At 70.8% G+C, this 9,750-nt stretch carries 21 protein-coding genes; 2 read left to right on the top strand and 19 right to left on the bottom strand.

Annotation, left to right across the window (positions count from 1 at the left end; all coding sequences use genetic code 11):
* Positions 1–187 precede the first annotated feature (187 nt).
* Both ACWGH0_RS19805 and ACWGH0_RS19800 read left to right on the top strand, forming a co-directional pair.
* Positions 188–709 carry a DUF6907 domain-containing protein gene (locus ACWGH0_RS19805; protein WP_453405464.1) on the top strand — a complete coding sequence of 174 codons (522 nt, stop codon included), beginning with the start codon at positions 188–190 and terminating at the stop codon, positions 707–709.
* Positions 706–1,182: a GIY-YIG nuclease family protein gene (locus ACWGH0_RS19800; RefSeq protein ID WP_453405463.1), complete on the top strand. Its 477-nt coding sequence runs from the start codon at positions 706–708 to the stop codon at positions 1,180–1,182. The genes ACWGH0_RS19805 and ACWGH0_RS19800 overlap by 4 nt, the downstream gene beginning before the upstream one ends.
* A gap of 48 nt (positions 1,183–1,230) precedes the next feature.
* Here the strand turns inward: ACWGH0_RS19800 and ACWGH0_RS19795 are convergent, their stop codons facing one another.
* From ACWGH0_RS19795 to ACWGH0_RS19705, 19 genes are all read right to left on the bottom strand, one after another.
* Positions 1,231–1,467, bottom strand: coding sequence for a hypothetical protein (locus ACWGH0_RS19795; protein ID WP_453405462.1), 237 nt, complete (start codon positions 1,465–1,467; stop codon positions 1,231–1,233).
* Positions 1,464–2,105, bottom strand: coding sequence for a hypothetical protein (locus tag ACWGH0_RS19790; protein WP_453405461.1), 642 nt, complete (start codon positions 2,103–2,105; stop codon positions 1,464–1,466). The genes ACWGH0_RS19795 and ACWGH0_RS19790 overlap by 4 nt, the downstream gene beginning before the upstream one ends.
* A 35-nt stretch (positions 2,106–2,140) precedes the next feature.
* The gene (locus ACWGH0_RS19785; protein ID WP_453405460.1) at positions 2,141–2,335 is read right to left on the bottom strand and encodes a hypothetical protein; all 195 of its coding nucleotides are present in this window, start codon (positions 2,333–2,335) and stop codon (positions 2,141–2,143) included.
* On the bottom strand, positions 2,332–2,541 hold the full coding sequence (locus ACWGH0_RS19780; protein ID WP_453405459.1) for a hypothetical protein: 210 nt from the start codon (positions 2,539–2,541) through the stop codon (positions 2,332–2,334). The genes ACWGH0_RS19785 and ACWGH0_RS19780 overlap by 4 nt, the downstream gene beginning before the upstream one ends.
* Positions 2,538–2,891 carry a hypothetical protein gene (locus ACWGH0_RS19775; RefSeq protein ID WP_453405458.1) on the bottom strand — a complete coding sequence of 118 codons (354 nt, stop codon included), beginning with the start codon at positions 2,889–2,891 and terminating at the stop codon, positions 2,538–2,540. Before ACWGH0_RS19775 ends, ACWGH0_RS19780 begins: the two co-directional genes overlap by 4 nt.
* A complete protein-coding gene (locus ACWGH0_RS19770) occupies positions 2,884–3,363 on the bottom strand; it encodes a hypothetical protein (protein ID WP_453405457.1) in 480 nt (159 codons plus the stop codon). The genes ACWGH0_RS19775 and ACWGH0_RS19770 overlap by 8 nt, the downstream gene beginning before the upstream one ends.
* A gap of 37 nt (positions 3,364–3,400) precedes the next feature.
* Positions 3,401–3,859 carry a hypothetical protein gene (locus tag ACWGH0_RS19765; protein WP_453405456.1) on the bottom strand — a complete coding sequence of 153 codons (459 nt, stop codon included), beginning with the start codon at positions 3,857–3,859 and terminating at the stop codon, positions 3,401–3,403.
* Positions 3,856–4,092, bottom strand: coding sequence for a hypothetical protein (locus ACWGH0_RS19760; RefSeq protein ID WP_453405455.1), 237 nt, complete (start codon positions 4,090–4,092; stop codon positions 3,856–3,858). The genes ACWGH0_RS19765 and ACWGH0_RS19760 overlap by 4 nt, the downstream gene beginning before the upstream one ends.
* Positions 4,089–4,484, bottom strand: a complete 396-nt coding sequence (locus ACWGH0_RS19755) for an SLOG family protein (RefSeq protein ID WP_453405454.1) — start codon at positions 4,482–4,484, stop codon at positions 4,089–4,091. Before ACWGH0_RS19755 ends, ACWGH0_RS19760 begins: the two co-directional genes overlap by 4 nt.
* A complete protein-coding gene (locus tag ACWGH0_RS19750) occupies positions 4,481–4,804 on the bottom strand; it encodes a MazG-like family protein (protein WP_453405453.1) in 324 nt (107 codons plus the stop codon). The genes ACWGH0_RS19755 and ACWGH0_RS19750 overlap by 4 nt, the downstream gene beginning before the upstream one ends.
* 79 nt (positions 4,805–4,883) lie before the next feature.
* The gene (locus ACWGH0_RS19745; RefSeq protein WP_453405452.1) at positions 4,884–5,201 is read right to left on the bottom strand and encodes a hypothetical protein; all 318 of its coding nucleotides are present in this window, start codon (positions 5,199–5,201) and stop codon (positions 4,884–4,886) included.
* A gap of 71 nt (positions 5,202–5,272) precedes the next feature.
* On the bottom strand, positions 5,273–5,713 hold the full coding sequence (locus ACWGH0_RS19740; RefSeq protein ID WP_453405451.1) for a hypothetical protein: 441 nt from the start codon (positions 5,711–5,713) through the stop codon (positions 5,273–5,275).
* Positions 5,714–5,760: 47 nt separating this feature from the next.
* Positions 5,761–7,464: a DNA cytosine methyltransferase gene (locus tag ACWGH0_RS19735; protein ID WP_453405450.1), complete on the bottom strand. Its 1,704-nt coding sequence runs from the start codon at positions 7,462–7,464 to the stop codon at positions 5,761–5,763.
* A 51-nt stretch (positions 7,465–7,515) separates the two neighbouring features.
* Positions 7,516–7,827, bottom strand: coding sequence for a helix-turn-helix domain-containing protein (locus ACWGH0_RS19730; RefSeq protein WP_453405449.1), 312 nt, complete (start codon positions 7,825–7,827; stop codon positions 7,516–7,518).
* The gene (locus tag ACWGH0_RS19725) at positions 7,824–8,045 is read right to left on the bottom strand and encodes a hypothetical protein (protein ID WP_453405448.1); all 222 of its coding nucleotides are present in this window, start codon (positions 8,043–8,045) and stop codon (positions 7,824–7,826) included. Before ACWGH0_RS19725 ends, ACWGH0_RS19730 begins: the two co-directional genes overlap by 4 nt.
* A complete protein-coding gene (locus ACWGH0_RS19720) occupies positions 8,042–8,353 on the bottom strand; it encodes a zinc finger domain-containing protein (protein ID WP_453405447.1) in 312 nt (103 codons plus the stop codon). Before ACWGH0_RS19720 ends, ACWGH0_RS19725 begins: the two co-directional genes overlap by 4 nt.
* Positions 8,350–8,718, bottom strand: coding sequence for a DUF4326 domain-containing protein (locus ACWGH0_RS19715; protein ID WP_453405446.1), 369 nt, complete (start codon positions 8,716–8,718; stop codon positions 8,350–8,352). Before ACWGH0_RS19715 ends, ACWGH0_RS19720 begins: the two co-directional genes overlap by 4 nt.
* Positions 8,715–9,029, bottom strand: a complete 315-nt coding sequence (locus ACWGH0_RS19710; RefSeq protein ID WP_453405445.1) for a hypothetical protein — start codon at positions 9,027–9,029, stop codon at positions 8,715–8,717. Before ACWGH0_RS19710 ends, ACWGH0_RS19715 begins: the two co-directional genes overlap by 4 nt.
* Positions 9,029–9,748, bottom strand: coding sequence for an ATP-binding protein (locus tag ACWGH0_RS19705; RefSeq protein ID WP_453405444.1), 720 nt, complete (start codon positions 9,746–9,748; stop codon positions 9,029–9,031). The genes ACWGH0_RS19710 and ACWGH0_RS19705 overlap by 1 nt, the downstream gene beginning before the upstream one ends.
* Positions 9,749–9,750: the final 2 nt, after the last annotated feature.

The raw sequence follows: 9,750 nt of genomic DNA, 5'->3' as shown, positions 1-9,750 counted from the left end.
CTAGCCATGGATTGCTCTAGAGAGCTACGGTTCCTGTAACCGGTTCGCCACGGCGAGGAATCTTCGGGGGCTAACCGGCGTGCCCGGAAACAGAAACGGCCGGACGGTTCGCACCCGTCCGGCCAGTTCAACCAGCGAGTTCGCACCTCGCTGATCAGTGATCCGTCTCGCGAAAGAAGGAATCGCCATGACTGTATCAACCATGCCCGCATCCGTCTCTACGGACCGCCCTCGCACCTGGACGTTCACGAACCGCGCCACGGGCGAACTGGTCGGGGTGACGTGCCTACGGGGCTGCGAGCTGGACCACAGCCGCGAGTCGGAGACGCCGATCGACCCCGAGGACGTCTGGTGCCAGTCGTTCCACAAGGTCGTCACCCTGCCGATCAACGAGAACGGGACGCCGGAGGAGTTCCGGGTTCTGAGCATCACGACGAACGTCCTGCCGTTCTCGACGACACTGGCGTACCGGCTGCCGCACGTGTCGATCGAGGTGATCGACGACTGCTGGATCGAGGGCCTGGACCCGGACGGTCTGGAGACGGTGATCAACACTCTGGCTGAGCGGCTGGACGCGATGCGGCAGGCGCACGCTGAGCTGGTGCTGGCGCGGGCTGAGTACCGGGCGAATACGCGGCCCGGAGCCGAGCCCATCCCCGCGCGCAGGAGCGCGTCAAGCAAGCCGAGCTACTCAGAGGAGCGTTCGTGACTCAAGCCACCGAAGGGCAGGCCACCGCCCTGTATCGCCTGTATGACTCTCGCGGCGACTTGCTGTACGTAGGCATCGCCAACAACCCAACAACCCGATGGTCGTACCACGCCGGCGAGAAGACCTGGTGGCCTCAGGTGGCCCGGAGGACCGTCGAGTGGTTTCCCCTCCGAGCGGAGGCCGAGCAGGCCGAGACTGCAACGATCATCAAGGAGCGCCCTCGCTACAACGTGACCCACTCCCCGACGCGCAAGCCTGGCGACGCCCGCAAAGAGGACACAGGGCGGTACGGCTTCGTAGCGAAGGTGCGAGCAGGAGCGGATCTGTGGCACAGCTTTGGTCGGGCCACTGAGGCAGCTGGAACCAACCGGAGTGCGGCGATCGTAGCGTTCATACGCTGGTACCTTCGCCGCCCTTCCGCCAGGCTGCCGAAACGGCCCGCAGTCGGCCCCTGGTCTGTCGGCTCCCCCTGACCCCGGACGCACGGAAGCCCCCACCTGCCTTAGCAGGTGGGGGCTTTTTCACGTGGTCCGCGTCCGCAGGATGGCCCGGCAGTCGAGGGCGTCAGCCTCGGAGTCGATGGCGTCGGCGACGGAGTCGAGCCTGTAGTCGGGGTTGCTGGCGTTCTTGCGGCAGACCTCGGCGAGGGCCCGCAGGAGTTCGACGACGCCCTCGGCGGGGATGTACGCCTGGCCTTGGCGGTCGGTGACGATGGGGATGCGGTCGCTGGCCGGCTCGATGTGCTCGTCGTCGCTCATGCCGCGGTCCGGCTGCCTGTCGTCGGCGTCAGCCGCAGGACTTCAGTGTGGCCGTACTTGGTTTTGCAGCCGGGGCAGGTCTCGCCAGGCGTATCGAGGGTGACCCACATGACCCCGCCACAGGGGCACTGGACGGGTATCCGCCGGGGCGCCCGCTCACCGCTGATCTGCGCCTCGCACTGCCGCTTGAGCTTCCAGATCTCCTCGCTGAACTCGTCGAGCGCGGGGTGCCTGTCGACCGCCCGCGGGAGGTTGAGGCGCAGGGTTCCGATGGCCTGGTCGACGCGGTGCTGGAGTCGGCCCCCGTCGCCGGCGCGGCCCAGTCCGTAGGTGGCCCAGTCCTCCACCCACGTTTCCAGCGTGCTGACGATCCCCCCGTTCGCGGTGAGGCTCAGCACCGTCTCGTTCGGCGGCATGGTCGAGCCGCGGGAGCCGGAGACTGCGGGGCCGCCGCCGCCTTTGCCGGGGTGGATGCGCAGGCAGAGCCGGGCGTACAGGCCGCCGGGGCCGGCGAGGGCGAGGAGGTCGCGGTCGATGCGTCGCTCGCAGGGGCGGCACGCGTACCGACCCAGCTCGTCGGCGTACAGGTTGCTTCGGCAGATCGTGCAGGCGGGGGCGGTCGCGTCGTCGAGGCTCACGGTCACTCCTTGCGGCGTGCGGGTGCGGGGGTGGGTCAGGCGGTGGCGGGGTCCTGCGGGTCGTCGGGCGGGATGCAGGGCTCGGGCGGCGGGCTGAAGAACACCTCGGCGCCGAAGACCGGGCCGTCGCCGAGGTCGATGCTGATGACGCCGGGGACCCGGTCCCAGCGGGTGACCTCCAGGCCGCCGCACTCGTCGCAGAAGTTGAGGCTGTGGATGCAGTCGCTCACCAGCGCTCCTCGTGGCATCGACACCGGCAAGGGGAGCCGCAGAATTTGCAACGCGACGGCCGCTTGGCCCCGACGAGCCCGGTCTTGCCTTGGCAGTAGGCGTGGTCGCCGTGGAGGCAGCCGGTGGACAGGTAGTGGTGGGTGCCGAGCTGGTGGGCGAGACGGGTGAGGGCGACCGCGAGCCGGCCGACCAGGCGGGCGATCACGGCCGGTCCTGCGGCTGGCCGTCGTCATCGACGCGGACGGCTCCCGGTTCGGGGAAGACGCGGAGGGCGTCCTCGACGCGTGCGCAGGTGACGGTGACGGCGTCGCTCCAGGAGGACGGTTCGTTCTCTGCCTCGTACTCGGCGACTTGGGTGCGGCGTTCGGTCAGGGCGTCCCGGACTCGCGCGATCTGCCCCCGCATCCGCTCCCCCTCGGCGGTGAGCTCCTCGATGCGACGGTCCCGGACGGCGAGGACGGCGTCGGTAGCTGCGGCAAGGTCGATGCAGCCGCCGCCTCGCACGATCGCCGCCGCGTACCGCTCCCGCAGCGGGTCAGTGGGCTGGTCAGGCATCGGGTCCTCCGGTGGGTGCGGGCCTGCGCCAGGCGGCGGGGTTGTGCTTGTCGTCGCGGCTCGGCATGACGATCTGGTCCCGGCGCATCCCGTAGCCGATGACGCTGCCAGGCCGGAGGTGCGGGTTGCCCTGCGAGACGCTTCCGCAAGTACCGCCGCACACGTCGCCTTCGTGCCGCCCGTGTACGCACCGGTCCAGGTCGATGAGCACGCCGACCAGGGCGGAGTCGCGGCGCGATTCCTTGGCGGCCCGCTCGTCGTCGGGGCCCGGCTCGGTGCGAGCAAGGGCGTGGTCAACGCCGGTCATGGCGGCGTGGACCTTGGCGTGGAGCGGGGAGTACATGACGCGCTCGGCGCAGTGGAGGGCGGCGTTCATCTCGGCGTGCCGGGCTAGGTGCTGCTCGGCGGCGGCGAGTGCGTCGCGCGCCTTCTCCAACTCGCGGCGGAGGTCGGTGATTACGGGGTCGGTCATTTCGGTTCCTTTCGGGGCGTGTTGACGGCTGGCGGGCTCAGGCGCCTCGCTGCCGCACGGAGGGCTGGGGCTCCCGGAGTCCGCCGGAAGGCTGCGAGGCGCTCCTGGGGCCCGTTGTGGGCCGTCTCGGGCCTCCTGCGGGCGAACGTGTCGTCGCGGACCGCCCGGCCCGGTACTCCCGCTCCCCCTCGGCGCACGGCGGGCATGCCCACGGGTCCTCGCCGCGGCGCTCGTGCGCCCGGAACCCGGCGTGGTCCCCGTGGCGGCGCGGCCGGCCGTCGAGGATCCCCGCCTGGCAGGCGAGGAGGATCGCGTTCGGCAGGTTCTCTGCGCCGAGCTTCACGTAGACGTGCGACATGATCACGCGGGCGTTCCGCTCGTTCGCCGGAGGATCGAGCGCCTTGCCCGCCTGGTGGAAAGTGCGCCCCGCACTCATGAGCTGAAGCAGGGCCAGCTCCCGCGCCGAGAGCGGAAGACCGTAGCGGGGCGGCGTCACAGGTCCTCCAGGACGTCGTGCATGTCGCGGTAGGGGTTGAACTTGCGGGCGGGCCTGGTGGCGGGGCGGGCGTAGCCGTGCCACGGGTCGGTGTCGAAGGCATTCGCCTGCCGCCTGGGGGCGTGGAGGTCGAGGTGCGCCTGCTCGTCCGCGGCGGCGGTGTCGCACGGTTCGGTCTCCCAGCCGTCGGACCACAGCGGCGGCTGGACAGCGCCGGCGACCATGTCGGTCACGACGTCCACCGCCGCGTCGGGATGCCGGCGCGCTCGGCGAGGGCCGCGGTATGGCTGGCGCCCTTGCTGCCGCTGCGGATGAACGCGAGGCAGGCGTCGGCGCCGAGGTGAACCATGTGGGCGTTGCGGATGAAGCCAGCCCGCTTGCCGTTGATCTGCCAGTCGGCGGGGTGCCGCTCCTCGATGACGTTGTCGCCGAGGGAGATCGCCGCCTGCGCCCAGTTGCTGGCGATCTCGTCGGCACCACGCGGGCAGGCACCGTGCACGACGACGAGCTGGCGGGTCGCCTTCGTCGCGACGTCGTACACCTCGTTGAGTGTCGTGTAGAGCAGGGCCCGCTTTGCCCAGTCACGGGAGCCGGTGACGAGCACGCGGTACGGCTGATCGCTCATCGGGTCACCTCCGCCGCCCGTGCCGCGACCTTGGCGAGCTTGGCGTCGAGGACGTCCTGCGCCTTGTCGGTGAGCGACGCGAGCGCTACGGCAGCGGCGAGGATGACGTCGCACAGCTCGTCCTGCACGTCCTCGACGGTGTGCGTAACGCCCTTGCGGGGGTTCTGGCCGGTCATGCCGATGTACGCGGCGGAGACCTCGCCGGCCTCTTCGGTGACCTTCATGATCCGCATGGCGACTTCGTGGGCATCGCGGCCGTTCTCGCCGTCGATCCACTCGACGAGTCCGTTGATCGTCTTCCAGTGGTCGGGGTTCAGCATGTGACTCTCCTTGGGTTCGTGATCTGCTGGTGGGGTGGCCGCCCCGGTTCGAGCGGGGCGGCCACTCGCATGTCCGGGCTCAGGCGTTGGGGTGCTGGCCGCCGTTGTCGACGAGCAGGGCGGTGAGGCTCTGCATGCCGGAGGGGCCGATCAGGTTGGCGACGGTCACCGCGCTGCGCGTCCAGTCGACGAGCGGCGCCACCTTCTCGCCGGCCGACGTGGCGGTCCGCTCGGTCTCGAACGAGGCCAGGGCGGGGCCCTCGTGGTGGGCGAGCACCCAGCGGTACGGGGACAGCGGGTTGACGCTGGTGGGGATCTCGTAGACGTGCAGCCCCGGGACGGGCTCCGCCACGCTGACGGTGATCGGTCCGGCTGAGGTCGAGATGCTGACGGTCACAGGGTTCTCCTCGGGTTGTGGTTGGCTGGAGCGGCACCCGTCCGGCTAGGCCCCGGACGGGTGCACTGCTGTCACGGGGCGGTGGTGATCCGGGCGGCGAGGAAGCGCGCGCCGTGGCCAGTGGCGAGGTCGAGCCAGAGGAACTGGCCCATCGAACGGTCGGCGTTGGTCTGGAAGATGCAGTCGGCTGCCTCGGGACGTCCCATGGCGGTGAGCACCGGCGTGATGTGCGGGAGGGCGTGCTCGACGGCGGTCCGGCACAGGACGTTGATGTCGTTCGTGGTGACGGTCAGGTCCGGGACGGGGCGGCTGTCGCCGAGGTGCCCGAACTCGACCCGGTACGTGACGACTGGAGCCTGGCCGGTGCCGGGGCAGGTCTCGCCGGTGGAGAAGCCGGCGGGCGTCATGCCGACGTGCCGGAACATGGTGCCGCTCTTGGTGAGGCAGAAGTCGAGGCCGCAGGTCGGGCAGTCGGCGCGTCGCGGGGTGGTGGTGGTGATCGTGTCGGTCATCGGTTCTCCTTCGGGGTGCAGTCGGGGCAGAGCTTCGGGCTGGGAAGTCAGGCGGCGGCAGCCAGTCGGGCGGAGGGCTGCTCACCGGCGTGCCGGTCGATCTCCTCACCGGTGATGGCTTCGACGAGGGCGCAGACCAGCACTTCGGCGGCGTTGGGGGTGACGGCGTTGCCGTACTGGCGGACTTTCTCCCGCTTGTTGCCGAGGACGACGTACTCGTCGGCGAAGCTCATGGCCCGCCCAATCTCGTGCGGCTCGAGCATCCGGAACAGCACGTCGTTGATGTCGACTTCTCCGCGCACCAGGGCGTACCGGTCCCGGGTCGTCAGTGCGCCAATCGGGTCGTTGACTGACCGCGGGGCGCCGTTGCCGTAGTACGGGACGAGCATGTGCTCCCACGTGAGGAGCGACTGGTGGCCGGCTGTCGTCATGGTCCGGAACGGCTCGGTCGGTGTGGTGCAGTGCTCGCCGCCGTCGCCCTTCGATCCGTTGTTCCGCATGACCATGGCGGGCATGACGAGCCCGTGGTGGTTCCCGGAGGCGGTCACGGTGGCGAGCGACTCCGACACCGAGCGGGCGACTGAGCCGCCGCCGCGGAGCTCGGCGATGAACGGCAGCCAGGCGAGCCCGGTCTCGTTGCGGGTCGTCATGGCTCGCAGTGGCGCGTCCGCCGAGGCTGCGCTCTTCCCCTCCCTGCCCTCGACGGGGACCATCAGCGGCGGCACCATCAGCGCGTCGTTCTCCCGCGTGGTGCGGGCCGGCATCGGCTCGCCTACCGACACGGCAGCGTCGCGCCAGGTGCCACCGGCGGGGACCATCATCGGCACGGGCCGCGCGAACTTCTTCAGGCCGGCCTCGATGCGGGCGATCGTCTTGTCGGCCAGCGGCTTGGCACGGTCGCCGATCCGCTGCCCGGGGATGGACCAGTCGATCGCCGCCGCGGCAGGCAGCGCCTCCGGCTCAACGATCTGGTTCCGGCAGGAGGCGTTCGGGCAGCGGTACACGTACTGCTGCCGGTAACGGCCCATGTCCCGCTTCGGGTCCTTGAACGCCTGGACCGCCTGCACGTGCTGGTCGCAGCCGGAGCACCAGGCGCGAGGGCGGAGCCACTTGTCCCAGTCCGGGGTACGGCCCAGCGACTTGTGCCAGTAGCCGACGTACAGCCGGTCACGGGACTGCGGCGCCCGGTGCACGGACCGCGGGTCGGCATGCATCGAGTTCAGGGCGATGATCCGGGTGAGATACCCGAGCTTGTGGATCTCGCCGATCCACCGGTCCCACTGGTCCCAGGCGCGGACGTCGACGACGTTCTCGACGATGCCGGCCTTCACCAGGCCGCCGCGTTCCTGGACGCCGCGCAGGTACAGCGGCACTTCCTCCATCAGCGCCCGGGACTCCTCCTCGGCGGACGGCTCCTCCTCGTCGGGTGCGGCGAGGAGGTCGAGGAGGCTGCCCTGCATGGCGCTGGCGAAGTCGCGGCGCTTGCCCTTGGCGACGGACCAGTTGGTGCACTCCGGGGAGGCCCAGAAGATGTCGGTGACGGGCCAGTCCCAGACCGGGGCCTTGCGGATGTCGCCCTGGTAGTGGCTGGTGGTGGGGAAGTTCGTGGCGTGCGACTCGATGGCGAGCTTCCAGTGGTTCGCGGCACGCTCGACCCGGACGCCGGGGACGGCGTGCACGCCCTGGCTGGAGCCTCCGGCGCCGCAGAACCAGTCCATGACGGTGAGGGCGTCGTTGTCGCTTCGGTACATGGGGTCAGTGCTCCTTCGATATGACGGTGGGCGCGCAGGCGGGGCAGGGCATCAGGCGGCGTCGCGGATCAACGGGCGGCGGGGGCGGCGGACGGCTTCGAGGAGCGCGGCCCGGTTGGCCGCTTGCTGAGCGGGCGACATGGGCATGCGGGCCGGCTTGTAGTCGCGGACCTGGCCGGTGGGGACGGCTTCGGCGTACAGCCGCTCAAGGGCGGTGGCCGGGCGGCGGGCGGGGGCTTGGTGGACGCCGAGTCGCTGGCGGGCGAGGGACACGGTCTTCGGGTCGACGTCGAGGTGGCGGGCGATCTCTTCGTTGTTGAAGCCCTGTCCGATGAGTTCGACGATGTCGGCGCGGATCTTCACGACTTGCCTCCCAGTCCTGCGGCCAGCTGCTCGTCGGTGCCGTTGTCGAAGGTGTCGTTCCAGTCGACGAACGTGCTGTTCGCGCGGGCTTCGGCGTACAGCCGCCAGTCGCTGGTGCACAGCGGGCCGGGGACTCGGCCCCAGGCCGGGTTGGGGGCGAAGAGGACGCGGGGCTGCCCGCAGCGGGCGCAGCGGCCTTCGGCGGCGGTGGTCTTCATGCGGCGGTCCTTTCGGCTTCGGCGTACCGCTCGGCGTGGACGGTGCCGCCGGGGAGGGCGCGCCCGTCGTGGTGGCACGGGACGGTCGGGGTGACCTGGCAGGTCGAGCAGCACGCGGTGGTCTGCGCCCAGGCGGCCATGCGCTGCGGGTGCGGCTGGGGCAGCTGCTTGCCGTTGGTGCGGAGCGCGCAGGGCTGGTGGGCGTGGGCGCCGCAGTGGGGGCACGGGAAGGCGCGGGCCGGGTGCTGGCCGGCGCGCATGAAGTGGCGGAGCGACGCAGGCATCGGGGCCTGGGAGTGGCGGCTCATGACTGCACCTCCGCTGCGTTCGCCAGCTTCAGCAGGACGTCCGCATGGCAGGGCTGGCTGAGTGGGCAGGTGCAAGCAAGATCCTTGCCGCGAAGCAGGTGAAGTTCAGCGAGGACTCGACGTCGGTCGAAGACCTGCTTGCCGATGCGGTAGGTCTCCTCGTACCAGCCGCCCGCGGTTCCGACCCGGAGCCACTCGCTGTAGACCTCGGCGCAGGCGCGGTGCGGTTCGCTCCACTCGGCTTCGATGGCCTGCTGAATGGTGAACGGGTTCCCGAAGCGGCTGGGGCGGCTGACGATCACCGCATTGTCGGGGAGCCGCCAGTCCTTGGTGCGGCGGCGCTGGATACGAGCGGGCTGTGTCACTGGTTCTCCTCGGTGTCGTCGTCGGGTGTGCAGGTGCCGCATCCGCAGGGCGTTCGGTCTTGGGTGCCGTTGCGGAGCCGGTGGAGGGCGTCGGCCCAGAGGGCGGGCGGCAACGCGGGTGGCGGATCGGGGGGCCGGGTGCCGGTGGGCCAGGCGCCGGGGCGGTGACCGGGCGGCGGGGGCGGCTTGGCGGGCGCGGGCTTGGTGCGGCGGGCTTTGCTGTCGGCGATCTGCTGCCGCATGAAGGCCCGGAAGTCCCGGCCGCCGTTCTCGGAGCGCATCGCCTTCACGTCATCCGGGTCGACGTCCATCAGGCGGCGCCACGCCGGCGGTCGTGGCCGTTGATCTCGACGACCGTCGTCATCTGGGCGAGGCGGGAGGTGATGCGCTCGCCGAGCTTGTCGACGAGGTCCGGCCCGTCGGCGCACTGGGTCGGCAGGTTGCTGGTGATGATCAGCGGAAGGCACTCGTTGTACCGGGAGTTCAGCAGCCGGTACGTGGCCTCCTCCGTGAACTCGCTGATCTTCTCGGTGCCCAGGTCGTCGATGAGCAGCAGCGGCGCCCGCATCAGCCGCTTCACCTCGAACTCGGGCCCGTTGTCGCTGCCCTTGGGGCGGAGCAGGGCGTACATGTCCGGGGCGGTCAGGGCGATGACCTCGTACCGCTCGGGCCCGGCCTCGGCGATGCGGCGGAGCGCCCCGTAAGCCTCGTGGGTCTTGCCGGTGCCGAACGGGCCGGTAAGGAGGAGGAACCCGGCCTGCTTCGGGGTGGTGGCGGCCCGGTCGGCCCAGGCGCGGACGTCGGGGTGGGTGGCGGTCGCGTTCTGGTAGCGGTACGGGGTGGCGGTGATCCAGCGCTTGAGGGCCCAGTCGGCTCGCCGCTGACGGTGGTACTCGGGGTGGCCGGGCTCGGCCGGCTCCGGGGCGTCGTCGATCGGTCCGGGTTCGACGTGCTGGAGGCCGCGGGCTTCGAGGATGCGCTGGAAGCGGCGGGTGACCGCTTCGCCTCCGAGGGGCTGGGGGTCGGGCATGG

Source organism: Streptomyces sp. NPDC054887 (genome assembly GCF_053610585.1).
The sequence above is the reverse complement of the archived record's forward strand: the minus strand, read 5'-3'. Positions and strand labels throughout refer to the sequence as shown.

Bases quoted from the DNA above. Each gene is read 5' to 3' on its own strand.
- ACWGH0_RS19805 (WP_453405464.1), top strand. From the start codon at position 188: ATGACTGTATCAACCATGCCCGCATCCGTCTCTACGGACCGCCCTCGC.
- ACWGH0_RS19795 (WP_453405462.1), bottom strand. From the start codon at position 1,467: ATGAGCGACGACGAGCACATCGAGCCGGCCAGCGACCGCATCCCCATC.
- ACWGH0_RS19775 (WP_453405458.1), bottom strand. From the start codon at position 2,891: ATGCCTGACCAGCCCACTGACCCGCTGCGGGAGCGGTACGCGGCGGCG.
- ACWGH0_RS19770 (WP_453405457.1), bottom strand. From the start codon at position 3,363: ATGACCGACCCCGTAATCACCGACCTCCGCCGCGAGTTGGAGAAGGCG.
- ACWGH0_RS19755 (WP_453405454.1), bottom strand. From the start codon at position 4,484: ATGAGCGATCAGCCGTACCGCGTGCTCGTCACCGGCTCCCGTGACTGG.
- ACWGH0_RS19750 (WP_453405453.1), bottom strand. From the start codon at position 4,804: ATGCTGAACCCCGACCACTGGAAGACGATCAACGGACTCGTCGAGTGG.
- ACWGH0_RS19740 (WP_453405451.1), bottom strand. From the start codon at position 5,713: ATGACCGACACGATCACCACCACCACCCCGCGACGCGCCGACTGCCCG.
- ACWGH0_RS19735 (WP_453405450.1), bottom strand. From the start codon at position 7,464: ATGTACCGAAGCGACAACGACGCCCTCACCGTCATGGACTGGTTCTGC.
- ACWGH0_RS19725 (WP_453405448.1), bottom strand. From the start codon at position 8,045: ATGAAGACCACCGCCGCCGAAGGCCGCTGCGCCCGCTGCGGGCAGCCC.
- ACWGH0_RS19720 (WP_453405447.1), bottom strand. From the start codon at position 8,353: ATGAGCCGCCACTCCCAGGCCCCGATGCCTGCGTCGCTCCGCCACTTC.
- ACWGH0_RS19710 (WP_453405445.1), bottom strand. From the start codon at position 9,029: ATGGACGTCGACCCGGATGACGTGAAGGCGATGCGCTCCGAGAACGGC.
- ACWGH0_RS19705 (WP_453405444.1), bottom strand. From the start codon at position 9,748: ATGCCCGACCCCCAGCCCCTCGGAGGCGAAGCGGTCACCCGCCGCTTC.